This window comes from Microvirga sp. HBU67558 (assembly GCF_018069605.1).
GTDB classification, from domain to species: domain Bacteria; phylum Pseudomonadota; class Alphaproteobacteria; order Rhizobiales; family Beijerinckiaceae; genus Microvirga; species Microvirga terrae.
The window spans coordinates 1-20836 of the sequence record NZ_JAGPUP010000471.1 but is presented as its reverse complement, the minus strand read 5'-3'; the positions used below and the strand labels follow the sequence as shown (position 1 = coordinate 20836).

Annotated in this window: 23 protein-coding genes; 11 read left to right on the top strand and 12 right to left on the bottom strand. The window is 65.2% G+C overall.

All coding sequences use genetic code 11. The annotated features are described in order from the left end of the window. Positions 1-315 precede the first annotated feature (315 nt). Positions 316-783 carry a DUF1203 domain-containing protein gene (locus KBI52_RS07730; protein WP_210806496.1) on the top strand — a complete coding sequence of 156 codons (468 nt, stop codon included), beginning with the start codon at positions 316-318 and terminating at the stop codon, positions 781-783. On the opposite strand, the gene KBI52_RS07725 is transcribed toward KBI52_RS07730, so the two are convergent. From KBI52_RS07725 to KBI52_RS07695, 7 genes are all read right to left on the bottom strand, one after another. Further along, on the bottom strand, positions 784-1170 hold the full coding sequence (locus tag KBI52_RS07725) for an ACT domain-containing protein (RefSeq protein WP_210806494.1): 387 nt from the start codon (positions 1168-1170) through the stop codon (positions 784-786). 246 nt (positions 1171-1416) lie between these two features. Further along, complete coding sequence (locus KBI52_RS07720; protein WP_173947648.1) at positions 1417-2544, bottom strand: branched-chain amino acid ABC transporter substrate-binding protein; 1128 nt, start codon at positions 2542-2544, stop codon at positions 1417-1419. A 242-nt stretch (positions 2545-2786) separates the two neighbouring features. Next, positions 2787-3149, bottom strand: coding sequence for a DUF6867 family protein (locus KBI52_RS07715; RefSeq protein WP_210806492.1), 363 nt, complete (start codon positions 3147-3149; stop codon positions 2787-2789). After that, the gene (locus KBI52_RS07710) at positions 3149-3922 is read right to left on the bottom strand and encodes an ABC transporter ATP-binding protein (RefSeq protein WP_173947646.1); all 774 of its coding nucleotides are present in this window, start codon (positions 3920-3922) and stop codon (positions 3149-3151) included. Before KBI52_RS07710 ends, KBI52_RS07715 begins: the two co-directional genes overlap by 1 nt. Next, positions 3919-4761, bottom strand: coding sequence for an ABC transporter ATP-binding protein (locus KBI52_RS07705; protein WP_173947645.1), 843 nt, complete (start codon positions 4759-4761; stop codon positions 3919-3921). The genes KBI52_RS07710 and KBI52_RS07705 overlap by 4 nt, the downstream gene beginning before the upstream one ends. Continuing rightward, on the bottom strand, positions 4761-6173 hold the full coding sequence (gene livM, locus KBI52_RS07700) for a high-affinity branched-chain amino acid ABC transporter permease LivM (RefSeq protein WP_210806490.1): 1413 nt from the start codon (positions 6171-6173) through the stop codon (positions 4761-4763). The genes KBI52_RS07705 and livM overlap by 1 nt, the downstream gene beginning before the upstream one ends. Before the next feature lie 15 nt (positions 6174-6188). Further along, a complete protein-coding gene (locus tag KBI52_RS07695) occupies positions 6189-7109 on the bottom strand; it encodes a branched-chain amino acid ABC transporter permease (RefSeq protein ID WP_210806488.1) in 921 nt (306 codons plus the stop codon). Between the two features lie 302 nt (positions 7110-7411). On the opposite strand from KBI52_RS07695, the gene KBI52_RS07690 reads away from it, so the two are divergent. After that, complete coding sequence (locus KBI52_RS07690; RefSeq protein WP_210806486.1) at positions 7412-7939, top strand: flavin reductase family protein; 528 nt, start codon at positions 7412-7414, stop codon at positions 7937-7939. A 504-nt stretch (positions 7940-8443) separates the two neighbouring features. Continuing rightward, positions 8444-10816, top strand: coding sequence for a PAS domain S-box protein (locus KBI52_RS07685; RefSeq protein WP_210806484.1), 2373 nt, complete (start codon positions 8444-8446; stop codon positions 10814-10816). A 184-nt stretch (positions 10817-11000) separates the two neighbouring features. Here KBI52_RS07685 and KBI52_RS07680 read toward each other — a convergent pair whose 3' ends face one another. After that, the gene (locus KBI52_RS07680) at positions 11001-11849 is read right to left on the bottom strand and encodes a methionyl-tRNA formyltransferase (RefSeq protein WP_173947640.1); all 849 of its coding nucleotides are present in this window, start codon (positions 11847-11849) and stop codon (positions 11001-11003) included. A 196-nt stretch (positions 11850-12045) separates the two neighbouring features. Here KBI52_RS07680 and KBI52_RS07675 point away from each other — a divergent pair, with 196 nt between their 5' ends. Then, positions 12046-12315, top strand: coding sequence for an usg protein (locus KBI52_RS07675; protein ID WP_210806483.1), 270 nt, complete (start codon positions 12046-12048; stop codon positions 12313-12315). A gap of 83 nt (positions 12316-12398) precedes the next feature. Next, entirely contained in the window at positions 12399-12995 is a 597-nt protein-coding gene (locus tag KBI52_RS07670) for an exopolysaccharide biosynthesis protein (RefSeq protein ID WP_173947638.1), read from the top strand. 46 nt (positions 12996-13041) lie between these two features. On the opposite strand, the gene KBI52_RS07665 is transcribed toward KBI52_RS07670, so the two are convergent. The 3 genes from KBI52_RS07665 to map all read right to left on the bottom strand — a co-directional run bounded on the left by KBI52_RS07665 (position 13042) and on the right by map (position 15185). Beyond that, positions 13042-13509 (bottom strand): PRC-barrel domain-containing protein, encoded by a 468-nt coding sequence (locus KBI52_RS07665; protein ID WP_210806481.1) that lies wholly within the window; start codon positions 13507-13509, stop codon positions 13042-13044. A 73-nt stretch (positions 13510-13582) separates the two neighbouring features. Next, positions 13583-14269, bottom strand: coding sequence for a DNA repair protein RadC (gene radC, locus KBI52_RS07660; RefSeq protein WP_173947636.1), 687 nt, complete (start codon positions 14267-14269; stop codon positions 13583-13585). Between the two features lie 94 nt (positions 14270-14363). Then, complete coding sequence (map, locus tag KBI52_RS07655) at positions 14364-15185, bottom strand: type I methionyl aminopeptidase (RefSeq protein ID WP_210806479.1); 822 nt, start codon at positions 15183-15185, stop codon at positions 14364-14366. 144 nt (positions 15186-15329) lie between these two features. Between map and KBI52_RS07650 the strand changes: the two genes are divergently transcribed. Further along, a complete protein-coding gene (locus tag KBI52_RS07650) occupies positions 15330-16157 on the top strand; it encodes an FkbM family methyltransferase (protein ID WP_173947634.1) in 828 nt (275 codons plus the stop codon). Positions 16158-16166: 9 nt separating this feature from the next. Here KBI52_RS07650 and sfsA read toward each other — a convergent pair whose 3' ends face one another. Next, positions 16167-16886: a DNA/RNA nuclease SfsA gene (sfsA, locus tag KBI52_RS07645; protein ID WP_210806477.1), complete on the bottom strand. Its 720-nt coding sequence runs from the start codon at positions 16884-16886 to the stop codon at positions 16167-16169. Between the two features lie 121 nt (positions 16887-17007). Between sfsA and KBI52_RS07640 the strand changes: the two genes are divergently transcribed. From KBI52_RS07640 to KBI52_RS07620, 5 genes are all read left to right on the top strand, one after another. Beyond that, positions 17008-17754: a molybdopterin-binding protein gene (locus KBI52_RS07640; RefSeq protein ID WP_173947632.1), complete on the top strand. Its 747-nt coding sequence runs from the start codon at positions 17008-17010 to the stop codon at positions 17752-17754. Between the two features lie 41 nt (positions 17755-17795). Further along, positions 17796-18302, top strand: coding sequence for a xanthine phosphoribosyltransferase (gene gpt / locus KBI52_RS07635; protein ID WP_009494102.1), 507 nt, complete (start codon positions 17796-17798; stop codon positions 18300-18302). Between the two features lie 19 nt (positions 18303-18321). Further along, a complete protein-coding gene (locus KBI52_RS07630; protein ID WP_259060524.1) occupies positions 18322-19893 on the top strand; it encodes an AMP-binding protein in 1572 nt (523 codons plus the stop codon). Between the two features lie 198 nt (positions 19894-20091). Then, positions 20092-20382 (top strand): hypothetical protein, encoded by a 291-nt coding sequence (locus tag KBI52_RS07625; RefSeq protein ID WP_173947631.1) that lies wholly within the window; start codon positions 20092-20094, stop codon positions 20380-20382. Between the two features lie 275 nt (positions 20383-20657). Next, a partial coding sequence (locus KBI52_RS07620; protein ID WP_210806498.1) for a porin occupies positions 20658-20836 on the top strand: 179 nt, incomplete at its 3' end.

Genomic DNA, 20836 nt, shown 5'->3' with positions numbered 1-20836 from the left:
GCTCGAGCTCACCCTCTCATCCTCACCCGCACGTCATCACCGGCCTTGGGCCGGTGATCCCGATCGGAAAGGTACACCGCTCATCTGATCGGGATGGCCGGGACAAGCCCGGCCATGACGGGGAGGGTGGAATGACGGGCTGAGGATGACCGGAACAGGCCTGGCCATGACAGGCCCCACCTGCTGAGGAGAGGGTGGCGCGGCGGAAGGGGCGCGGGAAAGGGCCGGGCGTGGCGGGAAGCGACGCGGCACAGGAATCGGGTCGTGGGGACGGGCAGGGCTTGGCATTCTGGGGCTCCATCAAGGAGACCATTCATGTCCTTCCGGATCCGCGGCCTCGAGGCCGAGCCTTTCGCCCCCTTGTTCGAGATGGCCGATCGCGACCTCGAAGCAATCGGGGCCAAGCGCGTCTATGCGGACGAGCCCGATGCCTTTCCCTGCCGGGTGTCGCTGACGCGGGCTGCCGTCGGCGAGGAACTGCTGCTGCTCAACCACCCCCACCAGACGACCGCTACGTCGCCCTACCGCGCGGCCGGCCCGATCTTCGTCAGCCGATCCGGCCGACCGGGAACCTACCAGGGCGAGTTGGCGCCCATGCTGCGGGACCGGCTTCTGTCCTTGCGGGCCTATGATGAAAACGCCTTCATCGTGGATGCCGAGGTGGCCGAAGGGGCGGAGGTGCTGCGCGTGATCGAGCGCTTCCTCGCCGCTCCGCAGGTGGCGCATGTCGATGCCCATTTCGCCCGGCGTGGCTGCTTTGCCGCCCGGATCGAACGGGCCTGATCAGGTCTCGTGATCGACCGTGTGTCCGGCCTCCCTGAGCGCCGCAACGGCGCCCTGCGCATCCCCGGCCTTCACCAGCACGTAGTCGGTGCTGAAGGTCGAGGTGGCGAAGATGCCGATGCCGGCCTGGGCCAGGGGGGCGAGAACGGACGCCAGAATACCCGGAACGCTGAAATCGAAACTCTCTCCGATGCGGAAGCAGCGCCAGCCGACATCGATCTCCGCCCCGGGTGGAGCCTGATCGATCGGGCAAACGAGGGTGGTTTCCTCGGCGGCCTGGACCAGAAGCGAGAACGATCCCGGCGAGGGGGCTGCCATCGGCGTGCCCGGCGGGAAGCGGCAGACCGCGTAGACGTCCCTGAGCAGGGAGAGATCGAGGGCGGGCATGGTCAAGGCGTTCCTGAGAGGATGAGCGTATGTTTAGCTTTCTCGTCATCACCGGCCTTTGGCCGGTGATCTCGATCCGAAAGGCGTTGTGCTTTCCCAATCGAGATAGCCGGGACAAGCCCGGCCATGACGGTCGGAAAGACACATCCAGTTTTTGATCGTGGCCGGATCTCGAACAAGACTTCCATAAGAAAACCCGCCCTGTCGCCAGGGCGGGTCTGGTCGGTTGGCCGTCAGGCCGGTCGATTACATGGCGAGTTCGTTGCCGGTGTAGTCGATCTTGCCGTCGGCGCCCTTCTTCCAGACGTACATGATGTAGTCCGGACGGGTGATGTCGCCCTTCTTGTCGTAGGAGATGTCGCCGATCACGGTCTTGAAGGGCTTGCCCGACTTCATGATGTCGGCGACCTTCTTGCCGTCGGTGCTACCGGCCTGCTTCGCAGCTTCCGCCAGGATCTGGGTGGCTGCATAGCTGTAGAGCGTGTAGGCTTCCGGCTCGTAGTTCTTGGCCTTGAACTTGGCCACCGCGTCCTTCGCGTTCGGATTCTTGCGCGGATCCGGCGAGAAGGTCATCAGGGTGCCGTCGGCGCCCGGGCCGGCGATCGACACGAACTCGGCCGACACGATGCCGTCACCCGACATGAGCGGGGCGTTGAGGCCCTGGTCGCGCATCTGGCGGATGATGAGGCCGGCTTCCGTGTGGAGACCGCCGAAATAGACCACGTCCACGCCGGCCTGCTTCAGCTTCGACACGAGAGCGGAATAATCCTTCTCGCCCGGGTTCACGCCTTCATAGACGACTTCCTTCAGGCCCTTCGCGTTCATGGCCTTCTGGGTCTCGTCGGCAAGGCCCTTTCCGTAGGGGGTCTTGTCGTGGATGACCGCGACCTTCTTGCCCTTGAACTTGTCGGAGAGATAGGCGCCGGCAACGGCGCCCTGCTGGTCGTCGCGACCGCAGGTGCGGAAGGTGTTCCACATGCCGCGCTCGGTGAACTGCGGGTTGGTCGAGGCCGGGGTGACCTGGACGATGCCGGCTTCCTCGTAGACCTGCGAGGCCGGGATCGAGACGCCGGAGTTGAAGTGGCCGACGACGAACTTCACGCCTTCAGCGGCGAACTTGTTCGCCACGGACACGCCCTGCTTGGGGTCGGACACGTCGTCGCCGACGACGATCTGCAGCTTCTGGCCATTGATGCCGCCGGCTGCGTTGATGTCTTCGACGGCCTGCTCGACGCCGTTCTTCAGCTGGGCGCCGAAAGCCGCGTTCGGGCCGGTGATGGGGCCAGCAACGCCGATCTTGATCTGGGCGCTGGCAGCGCTGGAGAAGGCGAGGCCAAGACCAAGCGCCACGCCGGTCAACAGCATTTTTTTCATGAGGTCACTCCTCTGGGTGGTTTTATAGGCCCCTCTTCCTCGTGGGGCCGGTTTGACGGTAGACCCGTCATCCAAGGTTACATCATGCTGGTTTTTAAGCGGATGTCACCTGGGATTCTTTTGTGCGGGAGCATCGGACCCGAAAGTGGTTTCCACTTTTGGGATCAAACCGATGCCCGCCCTTTTTAAAGCGGCGCATCGTTTGGTGCGGAAAGCCGGGACCACCTTTCCGCACGATGCGCTTAGCCCTTGGCCGCAGACGCCTTTTCCCGCCAGGAGAACGGGCCGGTCCGCTCATAGAGCCAGCGGTACTGGGTGGTCATCATGCGGGCGCGGCGATACTGGAATCCGAGCGCCCCGATGATCAGCAGCACGATGGTGTCGATGGCGTAGTAGTGGATCGACAGCAGCGTTCCCCCGAACAGGGCGAAGTGGATGAAGCGCACCGCGGCGCCGAGGATGAACAGGTAGAGGATCAGGGTCCAGAAGGGACGCCAGGTGAGGGCGATGGCCCGCCCGGTCATCCAGGCGGCCCAGCCGCCCATGATCACGGTGATGAGAAGGAAGAGCCAGATCGACGGCTCTTCGTACAGGATGCCCTGCATCAGTGATGCCCCCCTTCGAGATAGGCCGACCGGACCTGCGGATCGTTGAGAAGATCCTTCCCGGTGCCGCTCATGGTGATGTTGCCCGTCACCATCACGTAGCCGCGATGGGCCAGCTTCAGCGCGTGGTAGGCGTTCTGCTCCACGAGGAACACGGTCATGCCGTCCTTCTCGTTCAGTTCCTTGATGATCTCGAAGATCTGCTTCACGATCAGGGGCGCGAGACCCAGGGACGGCTCGTCCAGGAGGAGGAGCTTCGGCCGGCTCATGAGCGCGCGGGCGATCGCCAGCATCTGCTGCTCGCCGCCCGACAGGGTGCCGCCGCGCTGCTGGAGACGCTCCTTCAGGCGCGGGAACAGGGTGCAGACCCGCTCCAGATCCTGGTCGAAATGGGCCATGTTGTGCAGGGACGCGCCCATCTGCAGGTTCTCGAACACCGTCATGCGCGGGAAGATGCGCCGGCCTTCGGGCGACTGGGCGATCGACATGCGGGCGATCTCGTGGGTCGGCATCCGGGTGATGTCCTGACCCGAATAGGTGATCTTGCCCTCGCGGGCCCGCGGATTGCCGAAGATCGTCATCATCAGGGTCGACTTGCCGGCCCCGTTGGCTCCGATCAGGGTGACGATCTCGCCCTCGTGGACGTCCATGTCCACGCCCTTGAGGGCGATGATGTTGCCGTAATAGGTCTTCACGCCCCTGACGCTCAGAAGCGGCTGGCGGGCCGGGGAGACCTGGCTCTGCATCGCGATGTTTGCTCCAGCGGTGCTCATGCGCCGACCTCCGCCTCGACCTTCTCGACTTCGTCATCGGCCACGCCGAGATAGGCGGCGATGACCTTGGGATCGTTCCTGACCTCGGCGGGGGCGCCGTCCGAGATCTTGGTGCCGTAATCGAGCACCACCACGTGGTCCGAGATCTGCATCACGACCGACATGTCGTGCTCGATCAGGAGGATCGACGTGCCGTTGTCCTTGCGGATCGACAGGAGCAGCTCGTTGAGCTCCAGGGATTCGCGCGGATTGAGGCCGGCCGCAGGCTCGTCGAGGCAGAGCAGGAGCGGGTCCGTGCACATGGCGCGGGCGATCTCCAGGCGGCGCTGGTCGCCGTAGGGAAGGTCGCCAGCCGGGTCGTCGGCCCGGTGGATCAGCCGGGCCTTCTCGAGCCAGTACTTGGCCTTCTCGATCGCTTCCTTCTCGGCCTTGCGGTAGCCGCCGATGCCGAGAACGCCCAGGAACGTGAAGCCCGAGGCGATCATCAGCGGGTTGTGCTGGGCCACCAGCAGGTTCTCCAGCACGGTCATGCCGGAGAACAGGCGGATGTTCTGGAAGGTGCGGGCGACCTTGCCCTTCCAGTTGATGTCGTATCCCGGCAGCCGCTCCAGGAGCAGGTGCGAGCCGTCGGGCTTGCGAAGGGCCACCATGCCCTCGGACGGCTTGTAGAAGCCGGTGATGCAGTTGAAGACCGTGGTCTTGCCCGCTCCGTTGGGCCCGATGAGGGCGGTGATGTCGCCGCGCCCGGCCTGGAAGGAGAGGTCGTTGACGGCGACGAGACCGCCGAAGCGCATCGTGAGATGCTGTACGTCGAGGATGGGATCCTGCAGCCAGCGCATTAGCCGTGTCCTTCCTTCACGAGCGAGCCGGAGATGGCCTTGCGCTCTTTCAAGATCACCGAGGGTTCACGTTCCGAGATCAGGCCGCGCGGACGCCACACCATCATGGCCACCATGCCCACGCCGAAGAGCAGGAGGCGGTATTCGTTGGGGTCGAAGCCGGCCCCGAAGATGGCCTGGAGGAAGGTCAGGTTGCGCAGGACCTCGGGGCCGCCGACCAGCACGATGGCGGCGATCGCCACGCCGATCTGCGAGCCCATGCCGCCGAGCACCACGATGGCCAGGATGATGGCCGATTCCAGGAAGTTGAAGCTCTCCGGAGAGACGAAGCCCTGGCGGACCGCGAAGAACGAGCCGGCGAAGCCGCCGAACATGGCCCCGATGGCGAAGGCCGTCAGCTTGGTGTTGGTGGTGTTGATGCCCAGAGACCGGCAAGCGATCTCGTCCTCGCGCAGCGCCTCCCAGGCGCGGCCCACGGGCAGCTTGCGCAGGCGCATGGTGACGAAGTTGGTGATCAGGGCCAGCACCAGGATCAGGTAGTAGAGGAAGATGATCCGGTGCATGCCGTTGAATTCGAGCCCGAAGGTCTGGGCGAACCCGCCTTCGCCGGCCGTGAAGGGCAGGCCGAAGAAGGTCGCGCGCGGGATCGACGAGATGCCCGCGCCGCCGTTGGTCAGGTCCACCCAGTTGATGAGCACGAGGCGGATGATCTCGCCGAAGGCGAGCGTCACGATGGCCAGATAGTCGCCGCGCAGGCGCAGCACCGGGAAGCCGAGGATCATGCCCCAGAACGCCGCCAGGATGCCGGCGAGCGGCAGGCAGATCCAGAACGACAGGCCGAAGGTGGTCGAGAGCAGGGCGTAGGAATAGGCCCCGACCGCGTAGAAGGCCACGTAGCCCAGGTCGAGCAGGCCGGCGAGGCCCACCACGATGTTCAGGCCCCAGCCGAGCATCACGTAGGTGAGGATCAGGATGCCGAGATCGACCCAGTAGCGCGACTCGTTCAACCCGCCCTGGATCAGGTAGATGATGAGCGGGAAGGCAACGGCGATCCCGAGAAAGAGCGGGATGGCGAACTTGGAGACGTGCTGATAGGCGCTCGGCTCCGCATGGACCGGCTCCGTCGCCTGATGGGAGCTGGGGGTGGCCTGGCGGTAGGCCCGCGAGGCCGTGAAGGCGTGGAGCACGAGGCGCAGGCCGAACACGATGATGCAGATGGTCGCCACCAGGCCCCAGCGCGGGGTGAGGAAGAGGTCCGCGCCGGACTGGTCCGTCTTGTAGGACAGGATCGGGATCGAGAGGCCCAGCGTGATCAGCGCGGTCCGGAGCGAGTCCTTGAGGGCGGCGCCCAGGTCGAAGGTCCGGGTCACGGCCTGGGTCTGCTCGGCAGTGGTGATGGAAGGAGCGTTCATGGCTCTCAGGGCTCCTTAGACCTTCTCGACCTCAGGCCGTCCGAGGATCCCGGAGGGCATGAAGATCAGGACGATGGCGAGGATCGAGAACGCGGCCACGTCCTTGTACTCGATCGAGAAATAGGCCGACCAGAAGGTCTCGATGAGGCCGATGATCAGCCCGCCCAGAACGGCCCCCGGGAGCGAGCCGATGCCCCCCAGAACCGCTGCCGTGAAGGCCTTCACGCCCGGCACGAAACCGTCGTTGAAGCTCACCACGCCATAATACAGCAGATACATGGTGCCCGCGACCGACGCGAGGGCGGCGCCGATGACGAAGGTCAGGGAGATCGTCCGGTCCACGTTGATGCCGAGCAGGGCGGCCATCTTGCGGTCCTGCTCGCAGGCGCGCTGGGCCCGGCCCAGGGACGTCTTCTGGACAAGGTACCAGAAGATCGTCAGCAGCACCGCGGTGGTGATCATGATGATGACCTGCTTATACGAGAGGGCGACGTTGTAGCCGCTGGCGCCCTGGAAGAGCACGATCACGTCCTGGACCATCGGGGGGGTCGGCTTGTTGCGGGCTCCCTGCGCCACCTGGACGAAGTTGGACAGGAAGATCGAGACGCCGATGGCCGAGATCAGCGGCGCCAGGCGGAACGAGCCGCGCAGGGGCCGGTAGGCGATGCGCTCGATGGCCCAGCCCCACAGGGAGGTGAGCGCCATCGCGACCACGAGCACGATCAGGAGCGCGAGCGCGACGGACGAGATCCCGAGCCAGGTGGTCAGGAGGAGGAAGAAGATCAGCGAGATGAAGGCAGACAGCATGAAGACGTCGCCGTGGGCGAAGTTCACCATGCCGATGATGCCGAAGACCATCGTGTAGCCGATGGCGATGAGGCCGTAGATCGACCCCAGAGTCAGCCCGTTGATGAGCTGCTGCACAAAGATTTCCATGTCCTACCCTTGCCCCTCTGGATCGGGGTCATTCTTGGGAAACACCGCAGGAAAGCACGATGCCTGAGCAACGCCAAGCCTGTCGTAAGATGCTGGTGTCTCTAGCAAACGGATTTCCGTTCGACAACGTTCTGTTAAGTTTCCTATCACCACCCATGATGGAATAAGCGGCAGGCGGTGTTGCAATACTGGGCAAGTTCCGTTCTGCCTACCGCTTCCAAAGGATAAGGCCAGGGGCCATATGGGTCTGATCAGCCTTGTGCTCTGCGGAAAAGCGTGGGAGAGGCTTGCTCCGGATCAGAATGTCGAAGTCTCAAGCCACCCCCAATTCAGCCGCCACAGGGACTGAGAGCCCCGATGCCATCCTGTTCCGGGAGGGGATGAGCCGCGCCGCCGCGGCCGTTCACGTGGTCACGACCGACGGCGAGGCCGGACGGGCGGGCTTCACGGCAACGGCCGTCACCCCCGTGACCGACAGCCCGGCTTCGCTGCTGGTATGCGTCAATACGGCGTCCCGGTCCGCCCAGGCCCTCCTGGCCAACCGCGCCTTCTGCGTGAACACCCTGGGCGCCGAGGATCTGGCGCTCGCCGACATCTTCGCAGGTCGCACCGGTCTCCAGGGCCAGGATCGCTTCACGGTCGGGGCGTGGGAAAAGCTCGAGACGGGCTCGCCGGCCCTGACGACGAGCCTCGTGTCCTTCGACTGCCGGATCAGCGACGCCCGGGTGGTCGCCACCCATCACGTGATCATCGGCGAGATCATCGGGATCCGGCTCGGTGAACGGAAGCCGACCCTGATCTATCAGGGGCGCCACTACCACAAGCTCTGAAATCTGTGGACAGAACGGAAAGGCCTCCTCACCCGCCGTCGCCGGCACATGAGGAGGCCTCCCGGTCCTGAAGGCCAACAGGATAGCCTTCAGGATGCCCAACGATCGAGGCCGCAGACGGTTTCAGCGGGGCCGTGGATCGATCCGAGCAAAGAAAAAGCCCTTCACGGGGGCGGTGAAGGGCTTTGAGGGTCTCGAAGACCTGGGGGCATTGGCCTTCGTGACAGGTCAATGCCGCAGCGAGCGTTCGGTTCCCCGAACCGGAGCCAAAATTCCGTTCCCGCATCAGGATCGCTCGTGAGAAGCGCGGACGGGCAAGCTCCTCGCCATCCCTTGATAGCCTTGCTGTCGGCCTTATGTTGCCGGGTTACGCCGCACTCTCACGCGTCGAGCCAAGAGGCAGGGGATGTCCGCAAGCCCGACCAGATCAGTCATTTCCCTGAAAACGGAGACGGCTCGTCGGGTTCGCTCCTCCCTGGCTGGTCGTCTGGAGACCGACGTCCGATGAACGACGGCGCTCTCGAGGGGATGCCTCCCCGGCCGTCCGGGGGCCGCGAAGCGCCGGCCCTGCAAATTCCCGAACGATCCCCTTGGCCCTTGATCGGGGGCGAGATGGGGGAGCGCATCCGGGCCTACGACTGGGGCGCCACGCCGCTCGGTCCGGTCCAGGCCTGGCCGCAGAGCCTCCGGACCATGGTCGATCTCATGCTGGCCTCGCGGCAGCCGGCCTATATCGGCTGGGGGGCGGAATGCACGTCGCTCTATAACGATGGCTACGTGCCGATCCTCGGCACCAAGCACCCGGCGGCACTGGGAAAGCCCTATCGGACGGTTTGGCCGGAAATCTGGGACGAGTACCGTCCCGTCATCGCGGCCACCATTGCCGGCGAGGCGCAGCATTTCATCGATCGTCCGGTCGCCCTGGCGGGCCGGGCCGACCAGCCCGTGAGCTGGTTCACCTTCTCCTGGACGCCGATCCGGGACGAGACGGGGGGCGTTGCCGGCTTCTACTGCGCGGCCACCGAGACGACCGGCAAGGTGCTTGCCGAAGACGCCCTCCATGCGAGCCGGGAGCTGGCGCTCCACGAGACGGGAACGCGCTATCGCGCCCTCTTCGAAGCCCTGGATCAGGGCTTCTGCATCATCGAACCCGTGTTCGACGAGCACGGCCGACCGGTCGATTACGTCTTCATCGAGGTCAATCCCGTGTTCGAGGCCCAGACCGGCCTGCACGACGTGGCGGGCAGGAGCATGCGTTCGCTGAGTCCCGCCCATGAGGAATACTGGTACGACATCTACGGCAGGGTCGCGCTGAACGGAGAGCCGGCGCGCTTCGAGCACGAGGCGGCCGCCCAGGGGCGGTGGTACGATGTCTTCGCCTACCGGATCGACGATCCGGAGCGCCGTCTGATCGCCGTTCTCTTCGATGACATCACCGAACGAAAGATGGCCGAGGATGCCCGCCGCGAAAGCGAGGAGCGGCTCAGGCAGGTCCAGGAGGCCGCCAGGATCGGCAGCTTCGAATTCGACCGGAGAACCAACAAGGCGATCGCGTCGCCGGAATATCTGGAACTTTACGGGCTGCACGAGGACCTCTCGGGATTCTTCTCGTACGAGGACTGGATCGCCCTGGTGCATCCCGAGGACCGGTCGCGGATCGAGGCGGAAACGCGGGCGGCCGTCGCCGATCACGCGCGCCGCCAGCTCGACTACGAGTTCCGGATCTTCCGGGCCGATACCGGCGAGATGCGCTGGATCACCGCGCGGACCAAGCTCATCCGGGATATCAACGGGCGCTTCGTTCGCTCGCTCGGCGCCCAGTGGGACGTGACGGCCGAGAAGGACGCGCAGGCCGCCCTGCGCGAGAGCGAGGACCGCTATCGCACATTCATCGCACACAGCTCGGAAGGCATCTGGCTCCTGGAATTCGATCCTCCCCTCGACACGTCGCTGCCGGTGGAGGAGCAGATCGATCTCGCCTACCGCCACGGGCGCTTCGTCGAGTGCAACGACGCCATGGCGGACATGTACGGGCTCGCGCGGGCCGAGGATATGATCGGCCGGTCGCTCGAGTTTTCGCTGCCGTCGTCCGATCCCCAGGCGCGGGCTTTCCTCGCCGAGGTCATCCGTTCCGGATACAGCATGACCGGGGTCGAATCCGTCGAACGCGACGCCGCCGGAAACCACAAGTACTTCGACAACAGCATGACCGGAATCATCGAGAATGGCGAGCTGCGGCGGCTCTGGGGGATCCAGCGCGACATCAGCGACCGCAGGCGCGCGGAGGAGCAGCGCACCCTTCTCATCCACGAGCTGAACCATCGGGTGAAGAACACCCTGGCGACCGTTCAGTCGATCGCGTCGCAGACCCTGCGCAACGCCCCGAGCATGCGCGACGCCAAGGACGCCCTGGAAGGGCGCTTGATCGCCCTGGCCCGCGCCCACGACGTGCTGACGCGGGAAAGCTGGGAAGGCGCCGAACTTCGGGAGATCGTCGCCCAGGCGGTGGCCCCCTATGCGAGCCAGGGAGAGGATCGCCTTCATCTGAGCGGCCCGGAGGTCCGGCTGTCGCCGCGCATGGCGCTGGCGCTCGCCATGGCGCTTCAGGAGCTTGCCACCAACGCCGTGAAGTACGGCGCACTGGCCAATGCCACGGGAGAGGTCCGGGTGACCTGGGACGTCGAGCAGGCGTCGCCTTCAGCTCGCCTTCACCTGCGCTGGGAGGAGACCGGAGGGCCGCCGGTCCAGCCTCTGGGCCGCCGCGGCTTCGGTTCCCGGCTCATCGAACGCAGCCTGTCGCAGGAGCTCAACGGCGTGGCCCGTATCGCGTTTCGTCCAACGGGCATCGTCTGCTCGGTCGATGCGCCGCTGACGTGAGGCGCAAGGCTCCCGATCCGGATTGGGCCGGAACCTTCTCGCCGGCGCTGCCTTTGAAGGACAGGTCGTTCTTCAAGGAAACCCCATGTTCAAGCTGATTCGAAACCTCCTCATCCTCCGACAGGCCTGGAAGATGGTGAAGCGCCGCCGGTGACGGCGGCGCCGCATCTCGGGGAGGGAAGCGCTATTTTCCCCTGGCGGGACCCGGCGCATAGGGGCTCCAGCCCGTCACCTGGATGAAGCCGTCCCGAGCGGCCACGACCATGTGCCTGCGGTGCTTGTGGACCAGGGTGCCGGGCCGGTAGCGGTGCGGCTCTTCCCAGCCGGCCGCTTCCCACACATAGACGTAGCGCGCGTCGATCTGGGCGAAGGTCTCGATGGACCCGAAGGCCCGGATCGTGCGCAGCACGTCCTGGATGCCTCCCGTCCAGTCGACGGTCCGCTGGGCCTGCGTGATCCGGGGCCAGTAGGATCCGGGGCCCTGGGGCCTTGCTTCGGCGCAGAGCCTGGGAAGGTCGTCGGCCAGCTCCAGGGAGATCTCCTTGGCGGCGATCTGGCACTTGGCGAGCAGCGAATCGTGCGTTTCCGTCGGGCTCAGAGGGAACCGCCTCCGGGCCACGATGGCGCCCGTATCGAAGGCGGGTTCCAGCACATGGGCGGTCACGCCCCATTCGGGCAGGTCGTCCAGGATGGCCTGGAAGAGCGGGTAGGGCCCGCGTCCGATGGGCAAAGGCGACGGATGGAAGTTGACCGCGTAGGGAAGGTGGCGCTCCCAGCCGTTGATCAGCCAGGGATAGCCCGCCACCACCAGGGCCTCGCACCCCAGGGTTCTCAACCCGGCGAGATCGGCCGGGAGGATCCGCGACATCTGGATCGGCAGCCGCAAGGCACGGGCGCGGGCGACCGTCACGTCGTTGAAATCGTAGATCCCGTCGCAGGGACGGCTGAAGAGTTTGACCGGCTCCCAGCCCCTGGCGAGCAGCGTCTCGAAAACGTCTCCGAGAAAATCGATTCCCGCGAAGGCAAAGCGCATTCCCGGTGATCTCCTCGTCTCGTGGTTCCGCTCAGGCAATCAACGCAAGATCGCGTGGATGTGCAAGCCCGTCCCCTTGCAGGAACTTCGGCATGCACTCAAGATTTAGCCTTGAGCATAGGGCAGGGAACCGCCTGTGCCACCGGGGCGGACACCTGTCGGAACGGCTCGCTTGAGCTTGAGAGAAGGAGTTCGCATGGTATCGAAGGACTTCATCCGCCAGATGGAAGGCTACGGGCTGACGACCGCCAAGATCCTTTACCGGATGCCCGATCACCCGTCCTTCCTGCAGACCTATATCTGGCAGGAATACGATCTGGCTCCGCGTTTTCCCGTCCTGATCGACTTCCTGGACTTCTGGAAGCGCGAGCTTGCCGGTCCTCTGCACTCCGTCACGATTACCCATGCGCAGCTCATCAAGCCGGCCGAGTTCCGGGCCGTCCAGGGAGAAATCAACATTCACTGAGGGCCAGAGGCCCAGAGCCTTGGCCCCGGACCTTAACTCGGGTAGAGAGGCGCCCTGAGCATCCCCGAACCTGCCAGGGCTCCTTGTTTTCCAACGCGCGCACCTCTCAAATCCTCCTCGCCCTTGCCTCCCAGCCCGGCGAACGCCTGACCGTGCGCGAGATCATGGCCGTGCTCCAGGACAGGGCCTTCGCCCTGCTCATCGTCCTGCTCGGCCTGCCGAACTGCCTTCCCATGCCGCCGCCCATCCCGCTGGTCTGCGGCCTGCTCCTGACGCTGGTCGCCATCCAGATCGTGTTCGGCCGCGACGCGCCCTGGCTGCCGCGCCAGCTCATGAACAGATCCGTCGCCCGAACCGACGTGGAGCGCGCCGTCGGGCGCGCCATTCCGGTCTTCCGTCGGCTGGAGCGCATCTCGCGGCCCCGGATGACCTTCCTCGACACGCCCTTGGTGATGCGTCTGATGGGCGCAGTCATCCTGATCATGGCCCTCGGGCTTCTCTTCGCGCCGCCCTTCGTGGGGCAGATCCCCTTGGGCTTGGCCGTGTGTCTGGTCGGATTGGGCCTGGTGGAGCGCGACGGTCTCGTGATCCTGGGAGGCCTGGTGATCGGCTCCATCGGCCTGACCTTGAGCCTGGGCTTCGTCTACGCGATCTTCGCCGGGATCGAGACGCTGATCTAGAGGGGCCGGCGGCCATTCCCGCAGGAGGCCGCCGGCGGCTTCGCGCTTAGTCGTTGTCGTCGAACTCGGGCGCGGACTTGAGCTGATCCACCGGAATGGTCACCACGATCCGCATGTCGTCATCCCGCGACGCGGAGGCGCCGCCGGCTTGTCCCGATCCCTGAACCGACCCGGTCGTCGCCGCATCGGCGGCGTTCATCTGAACGGCGCTGAGGGGCAGGGCCACCGTGCGGTCGCCGATCCCTTCATCCACTTCCACCACGATCGCCACGACGCGGCCGCTGCGATCGAGCACCAGGTCCTCCACGTCGCCGATGTCCTTGTTGTCGGCCCCGACCACGTCCTCGTCCATGATCTTCGAGGCCAGCATCTGGCCCGGCTCGAGCCGCGTGATGAAGCCCGGCCCCGCCGAGCCGCCCGGCTGAGAGGCAGGCGCCGGCGAGGTCTGGGCCACGGCGGCCGAGGCGAGGAGGACGGAGCCGAGAAGGCTGGTCGTCAGCAGAGTTCTTTTCATTGGTTCGAGTCTCCATTGGCGTTTTCGACAGGAGCGTAACGCCAACGGGAGCGAGTCGGTTCTGAAGCCAAGCTCAGATCAGGCGCAGGCCTTTCAGGCTGGCATGGCCCTCGCGGCCGACGATGATGTGGTCGTGGACGGTGATCCCCAGCGGCTTGGCGATGTCGATGATCTCACGGGTCATCTTGATGTCCGCCGACGAGGGGGTCGGATCGCCGGACGGGTGGTTGTGCACGAGGACCAGGGCGGATGCCGAGAGTTCGAGGGCGCGCTTGATGACCTCGCGCGGATAGACCGGAGCATGATCGACCGTGCCCGATTGCTGAATCTCGTCGGCGATGAGCGCGTTGCGCTTGTCGAGGAACAGGAGCCTGAACTGCTCCTTGTCCATGAACGCCATGGCGGCCCGGCAGTAGTCGATCACCGAGGTCCAGGAGGACAGGATGGGACGCTTGGCGACCTCGCCTTTGGCGAGGCGCCGGGCGGACGCCTCGACGACCTTCAGGTCGGTGACGACGCTCTCGCCGATTCCTTCGACTTCCATGAGCCTGGCCGGGGAGGCCGCCAGCACCTCGGCGAAGGTGCCGAAGCGCTTCATGAGCTCCTTGGCGATGGGCTTCACGTCCCGGCGCGGGATGGAGCGGAAAAGGACCAGCTCCAGCAGCTCGTAATCGGGCAGCGCGTCGCCGCCCACATCGAGGAAGCGGGCGCGAAGCCGGTCGCGATGGCCGTGGTAATGGGGGTTGTCGTCGCCGCTCATGCCCTCCCACCGCTTCTGCCTGCCGCGGCTCCGGCAGGGACGTCCGGGGCGGCAATGTTACTATGTAGGCACGAAGCTGGGCGTCGGGCTAGTGTCAACCCGCTGTGTAGGGCGGCTTGTCCAGGCCCTTCGGCGAGAAGGTGAAGACCTCGACGCCGGTCTCGGTCACGCCGACCGTGTGCTCGAACTGGGCCGACAGGGAGCGGTCGCGGGTCACCGCCGTCCAGCCGTCCGCGAGCACCTTCACCTGCGGGCGGCCCAGGTTGATCATGGGCTCGATGGTGAAGAGCATCCCGGGCTTCAGCTCTACGTTATAGGCCGGCTCCACGTAATGGAGGATCGTCGGCGAGTCGTGGAAAACCCGGCCGAGGCCGTGGCCGCAGAAATCCCGCACCACGGAGCAGCGCTCCGCCTCGGCATAGGACTGGATGGCGGACCCGATATCGTTGGTGGTCGCGCCCGGCCTGACCGCCGCGATGCCCCGCATCAGGCACTCATAGGTGATCTCGCACAGACGCTGGGCCCGGCGCGGCACCTCGCCCACGTAGTACATGCGGCTCGAATCGCCGTGCCATCCGTCGAGGATCAGGGTCACGTCGATGTTCATGATGTCCCCGTCGCGCAGGGGCTTGTCGTTGGGAATGCCGTGGCAGACCACGTGATTGATGGAGGTGCAGATCGTCTTCGTGTAGCCGCGATAGTTCAGGCAGGCCGGGTAGGCGCCATGGTCGCGGATGAAGTCGAAGGCGAGCTTGTCCAGGAATTCCGTCGTGACGCCGGGCTTCACGTGATCGGTCAGCATGTCGAGGCACTCGGCCGTCATCCGGCAGACCCGCCGCATGGCCTCGAAGGCCTCCGGCCCGTGGAGCGGGATCTCGGCGGCGCGCTTGCGCTCGACAATGTCGGTCTCGGTCATTTTCGGTCCCTGATCTGATGTCGGGAATGTAAGGATCGGCACGCGGGACGCAAGCAAAGACCTTCTGCCCCGCTTGCGATTGGCGCCCGAGGGTGTCATGAGCAACCCTGTTCATCCCAATCGACGGCCGTGGATTTCCGCTTAATGAACGATTCTCGCCCTTTCGGCGATTTTGCGCCTTCAGGACTCACCCGGTGGGTGATCGACCGCACGCGCGGGCTGCCCGAGGGATGGGCCGGCCGCCGGCTCGCCCTGATGCTGCGCCGTCTGGCGATGAAGACCCTGAAAGGCCTGCCGCTCGACCTGGAGACCTTCGGCGTCCGCATGCGGCTCTATCCCTACAAGAACGTCTGCGAGCGGCGCATCCTGTTCACGCCCCAGTACTTCGACGCCGATGAGCTCAAGATCCTCGCCTCGCGGATCACGGATGGCTTCACCTTCATCGACATCGGGTCGAATGTCGGCTGGTACGCCCTCTCGGTCGCCCGGGAAGCGGGCACCGTTCCGACCCGGATTCTGGCCGTGGAGCCGCAGCCCGAGATCTTCGACCGGCTGATCTACAACATCCGCCAGAATCCCTCCGGCACCATCAAGGCCGTGGACTGCGCCGTGGCCGACAAGACCGGTGAGCTCACCCTGTTCCTCGACCCCCTCAACCGGGGCGAGGCGAGCCTGAAGATCGTGAACTCGAGCCAGACCGACGCCATTCGCGTTCCGGCCGTGACCATGCTGGAGCTCCTGAAGCGGGAGGGGCTGACCCGGGTGGACGCGATCAAGCTCGACGTGGAGGGAGCCGAGGACCTGGTGCTCGATCCGTTCTTCCGGGATGCGAACGCTTCCCTCTACCCGACCCTGCTGATCGTCGCCAATGTCCCTGAACGGTGGCAGATCGATGTGGTCGAGCTCCTGAAGGGCAAGGGCTACCGGCAGATCCTCGAAACCAGGATGAACTTGGCTTTCGAGCGCGGCTGAGGCCTCGCTCTACCGCGGCGTCACGATGGCCACCGGCCGGTCGATGGCCACTTCTTCGGGCGTGATGCGGCAGACATAGGCATAGGATTCCACGCCGGACGCCAGGGCGTGCCGGAAGGCCCGGTCGTAGGCCGGGTCGATGTCGCGGGCCACGTCGAACCGCTCGGCATCCATCTGGATCACATAGACGAGGGCCGCCCGGGCGCCCGCAGCCACCATGTCGGCGAGTTCATAGAGGTGCTTGGCGCTGCGGGCCGCGACGCAGTCCGGAAATTCGGCGAAGCCCGCCTCGCGCATGAGGTGGCAGTTCTTCACCTCGAGGTAGCAGGGCGGTTCCCCGGCCTTCTCGAGCAGGAAGTCGACCCGGCTGTTGCGGCCGTACTTCACCTCCGGCCGGATCCGGTCGTACCCGCAGAAGGGCGCAAGGCGGCCATCCGCCAGGGCTTCGGCGACCAGGAGGTTCGGCCGGGACGTGTTGATGCCGACGAGCTGGAGGGGACCGCCGCCGGCCGCCACCTCGACGAATTCCCAATTGTATTTGAGCTTGCGGTTCGGGTTCGTCGCCCGGGACAGGAACACCCGGCTGCCGGGCTCCTTCAGGCCCATCATGGCGCCCGGATTGGCGCAGTGGGTCGTGACCACCTCGCCCGTATCGAGGGCGATATCCGCCAGAAATCGTTTGTAGCGCTCAATGAGCCGACCCTCGAGCAGGGTTTCGTGAAAACGCATCTGGATCCAACGATTGGCCGAAAAATGCCTCGTAGCAGGGGAGAAGGTCGCGGTTCAACCGAACCGTTGCTTGAGAATTGCTGTTTCTGAAGCTAAAGCCCCTCAAAAGGGATCGCAGCGCATGGCCGTTTCCGTTACAGCCGCCCTTCTCATCATCGGCGATGAGATCCTCACGGGCCGCACCAAGGACAAGAATATCGGCTACATCGCCGAGTACCTGACCGGGATCGGCATCGATCTGCGCGAGGTGCGCGTCGTGCCCGACGTGGAGGCGGAGATCGTGGCCGCGGTCAACGCCCTGCGGGGCCGCTATACCTATCTCTTCACCACCGGGGGCATCGGCCCCACGCACGACGACATCACGGCCGACTGCATCGCCAAGGCCTTCGATGTCGGGATCGGGCATGATCCGCGCGCCGTCGCCATGCTCCAGGAACGGTATCAGCCGCACGAGCTGAACGAGGCGCGCCTGCGGATGGCCCGGATCCCGGAGGGAGCGGACCTGATCGAGAACCCGATCTCCAAGGCTCCCGGCTTCCGCATCGGCAATGTGTTCGTCATGGCGGGCGTGCCGTCCATCATGCAGGCCATGCTGGACATCATCGCGCCCTCCCTCCAGACCGGCGCCCGCATGATCATCGAGACCATCGAGGCCGAAGGGCTGGCGGAAGGCATCTATGCCGAGGGCCTCAGCCAGATCGCCTCCTCGAATGCGGGCGTGTCCATCGGCTCCTATCCGTCGTTCTCGGCGAGCGGCTTCCGCAACCAGATCGTCGTGCGCGGCAAGGACCCCGCGGCGGTTGCCGGGGCCAGCGCGGCCGTTCGCGAGCTCCTCGGTCGCCTCAAGGGTGACCGGGCGCCTCTCTAAGGTTTATCGTCTTTCCCTGAACGCCCACGAAGAGCAAAACGATGTCACCGACCTCTCCCAAAGCCTTCCCCGTCTCCTGGGATCAATTTCACCGCGACTGCCGGGCTCTCGCTTGGCGCCTGGCCTCGGCCGGTCCGTTCGAGGCGATCGTCTGCATCACCCGCGGCGGCCTCGTGCCGGCCGCCATCGTGGCCCGTGAACTCGACCTGCGGCTGATCGAGAGCGTCTGCATCGCCAGCTACCACGACTACAAGAACCAGGGCGATCTCCAGGTGCTGAAGGATATCGCCCCGTCGATCAAGGCGGTCGGCGACGGCCAGGGCAAGGGCGTGCTCGTGATCGACGACCTCACCGATACTGGCAAGACGGCCAAGATCGTACGCGACATGCTGCCCAACGCGCATTTCGCCGCCGTCTATGCCAAGCCCGCCGGACGCCCCCTGATCGATACCTTCGTGACCGAGGTGAGCCAGGATACCTGGATCTACTTCCCCTGGGACATGGGGCTGGCCTATCAGGCGCCAATTCGCGAAGGGTCGGCAGGTTAATCAGAGGCAGGGAGCGCCCGTGGCCGAATTCGACATCGCCGAGTTTGACATTGCGCGCACGCGCAAGAGCCTTTTCGGCGCTCTCCTCGATGCCAGGGACGGGTTCGGCCGGAACAAGGTCGCCCTCGAGGACCTGGAGCGCCAGCCGATCACCTTCGGCCGTCTCGTCCTGGGGTCGCTGGTCCTCGGACGCAAGCTGGCGAGCCTGACGGAGGAGCGCGAGCCCATCGGGGTGCTTCTCCCGAACGTTCAGGCGATCGCCGTCACCCTGTTCGGACTGAACGCCTTCGGGCGCGTTCCGGCCTTCCTCAACTTCACCGCCGGGCTCAAGAACCTGACGGCGGCCTGCGAACTGGCCGGGATCAAGACCATCGTCACCTCCCGGCGCTTCGTCGAGCAGGGCAAGCTCGACGACATCGTGGCCACCCTGGGAGAGGGACGGCGGATCCTGTGGCTCGAGGACGTGCGGGCGCAGCTCACGAGTCTCGACAAACTGCGCGGATTGATCGATTCCTGGATGGCGAGGCGCGTCCACGCCGGGGCCCGCGTCGAGCCCGATGATCCCGCCGTGCTGCTGTTCACGTCCGGTTCGGAAGGCGTGCCGAAGGGCGTGGTGCTCTCGAACGCCAACCTGATCGCCAATGCCTATCAGGTCAAAGCGCTCGCGGGGGACGTGCTGCAGCCGACCGACGTGTTCTTCAACCCGCTGCCGATCTTCCACTCCTTCGGCCTGACGGCAGGGCTCCTGACGGCCGTTCTCAACGGCATGAAGTCGGTGCTCTATCCGAGTCCGCTTCACTACAGGCAGATCCCCAAGCTCGTCGCCGGAACCCGCGCCACGATCATGCTCGCGACGGACACCTTCCTGCAGGGCTATGCCCGGGCCGCAGGCGAAAACGACCTGGCGAGCGTCCGTTACGTCATTGCCGGCGCCGAGCGGGTGAAGGATGAAACGCGCAAGCTCTGGTCGCGGCACGGGACTGTGATTCTGGAAGGCTACGGCGCCACCGAGTGCTCGCCCGTCATCGCCGTGAGCCTGCCGGATCGCAACAGGCCCGGATCCGTCGGGCCGATCTTGCCGGGAATCGAATGGCGCCTCGATCCGGTCGAGGGAATCCATGAGGGCGGCCGTCTGCACGTGCGTGGCCCGAACATCATGAAGGGATACCTCGATTCCGCCGCTCCGGGCGGGATCCGCCCCCCGGTCGACGGATGGCACGATACCGGCGACATCGTTACCGTGGAGGACCGGATCGTGACCATCCGGGGACGGGCGAAGCGCTTTGCGAAGGTCGGCGGAGAGATGGTGTCGCTGGCCGCCATCGAGGCGACCGTCCAGACCCTCTGGCCCGAGAACAGCCACGTGGTCGTGGCCATACCGGACCCGCGCAAGGGCGAGCAGATCATTCTCATCACCGACAAGGCCGATGCGGACCGGGATGTTCTCATGGACTATGCGAGAGGGCAGGGTTTCCCCGAGCTCTGGATGCCCCGGTCCATCCTCGTGTCGGGAATTCCCGTGCTGGGATCGGGAAAGACCGATTATGCCGCCGCCGTCGAGCTGGCGCGGCGCCTGCAGCCGATGCTTTAGAGCTTCGGACCCGAGAGCCGACCCACTTTCGGGACCGATTCCGATGCTCCACGCGTGCTTGGCGCATCATCGAGTGCGGACCCCCTCCCGTGTTCTTGAAGGACAAACTCGCATCCCGCCGGTAACCAAGCACCGATTCCTACGTTGATATGCGCGAAACTGCTCCCTGCTGAGCGCGTCCGTACGAAGGGTTCGGTGATGAGAAGAACTGCTCTTGTTCTGGTTGCCTTTGTCACCGCATCGAGCGCATGGGCTCAGTCCCGCCCCATGACGCCAAGCCTGACGTGCAACCAGGCGCGGGGGATCGTTTTCTCGCGGGGCGCCGTCGTTCTGGGCACGGGCACCTATACCTACGACCGCTACGTTCGGGATCGCACCTTCTGTCAGTTCAACGAAACGATCGAGCCTGGATTCGTGCCGACCAGGGATACGCCGCAATGCCCGGTCGGCTATGTCTGTCGCGACAGCGATTACTTCCTTGACGACTGAGCCTGGCCGCGGTCGTCGAACGTGGCCTGCCCGGGTGGTGACCGGGCACGAATTTGACGTTGGGACATACAGACCATCCCCCTGCGTCACGGATGTTGAAATTTTGTCACAGTGGATCAGATAATTTCTGACTGTGCCCGAAAATGCTTATGTTTTCAGCAGATTGCACGGGTCTTGGGCGGTTCCGGCGTTTCTGCCGGTTGCGCTCAAGTCCGCCATGATTATGGTCACGGTTGTACATGGGTCCTGGACTCAAGCATTCTTTGGAGAACACCATGAAGCTCGCTAAGAGCCTCTTCCTCGGATCGGTCGCGGGTCTCGCCGCGGTGGCAGGGGCTCAAGCCGCCGATCTGCCGGTCGCGAAGGCCGCTGCCGTCGAGTACGTCCGCGTCTGCTCCACCTACGGCGCAGGCTTCTTCTACATCCCCGGCACCGAAACCTGCCTCCGCGTCGG

Bases quoted from the DNA above. Each gene is read 5' to 3' on its own strand.
- KBI52_RS07710 (WP_173947646.1), bottom strand. From the start codon at position 3,922: ATGAGCACCGCTGGAGCAAACATCGCGATGCAGAGCCAGGTCTCCCCG.
- KBI52_RS07715 (WP_210806492.1), bottom strand. From the start codon at position 3,149: ATGCAGGGCATCCTGTACGAAGAGCCGTCGATCTGGCTCTTCCTTCTC.
- KBI52_RS07725 (WP_210806494.1), bottom strand. From the start codon at position 1,170: ATGCCCGCCCTCGATCTCTCCCTGCTCAGGGACGTCTACGCGGTCTGC.
- KBI52_RS07680 (WP_173947640.1), bottom strand. From the start codon at position 11,849: ATGCGCTTTGCCTTCGCGGGAATCGATTTTCTCGGAGACGTTTTCGAG.
- KBI52_RS07720 (WP_173947648.1), bottom strand. From the start codon at position 2,544: ATGAAAAAAATGCTGTTGACCGGCGTGGCGCTTGGTCTTGGCCTCGCC.
- KBI52_RS07640 (WP_173947632.1), top strand. From the start codon at position 17,008: ATGGCCGTTTCCGTTACAGCCGCCCTTCTCATCATCGGCGATGAGATC.
- KBI52_RS07665 (WP_210806481.1), bottom strand. From the start codon at position 13,509: ATGAAAAGAACTCTGCTGACGACCAGCCTTCTCGGCTCCGTCCTCCTC.
- map (WP_210806479.1), bottom strand. From the start codon at position 15,185: ATGACCGAGACCGACATTGTCGAGCGCAAGCGCGCCGCCGAGATCCCG.
- KBI52_RS07650 (WP_173947634.1), top strand. From the start codon at position 15,330: ATGAACGATTCTCGCCCTTTCGGCGATTTTGCGCCTTCAGGACTCACC.
- gpt (WP_009494102.1), top strand. From the start codon at position 17,796: ATGTCACCGACCTCTCCCAAAGCCTTCCCCGTCTCCTGGGATCAATTT.
- sfsA (WP_210806477.1), bottom strand. From the start codon at position 16,886: ATGCGTTTTCACGAAACCCTGCTCGAGGGTCGGCTCATTGAGCGCTAC.
- radC (WP_173947636.1), bottom strand. From the start codon at position 14,269: ATGAGCGGCGACGACAACCCCCATTACCACGGCCATCGCGACCGGCTT.
- livM (WP_210806490.1), bottom strand. From the start codon at position 6,173: ATGAACGCTCCTTCCATCACCACTGCCGAGCAGACCCAGGCCGTGACC.
- KBI52_RS07705 (WP_173947645.1), bottom strand. From the start codon at position 4,761: ATGCGCTGGCTGCAGGATCCCATCCTCGACGTACAGCATCTCACGATG.
- KBI52_RS07730 (WP_210806496.1), top strand. From the start codon at position 316: ATGTCCTTCCGGATCCGCGGCCTCGAGGCCGAGCCTTTCGCCCCCTTG.
- KBI52_RS07625 (WP_173947631.1), top strand. From the start codon at position 20,092: ATGAGAAGAACTGCTCTTGTTCTGGTTGCCTTTGTCACCGCATCGAGC.
- KBI52_RS07695 (WP_210806488.1), bottom strand. From the start codon at position 7,109: ATGGAAATCTTTGTGCAGCAGCTCATCAACGGGCTGACTCTGGGGTCG.
- KBI52_RS07675 (WP_210806483.1), top strand. From the start codon at position 12,046: ATGGTATCGAAGGACTTCATCCGCCAGATGGAAGGCTACGGGCTGACG.
- KBI52_RS07685 (WP_210806484.1), top strand. From the start codon at position 8,444: ATGAACGACGGCGCTCTCGAGGGGATGCCTCCCCGGCCGTCCGGGGGC.
- KBI52_RS07690 (WP_210806486.1), top strand. From the start codon at position 7,412: ATGTCGAAGTCTCAAGCCACCCCCAATTCAGCCGCCACAGGGACTGAG.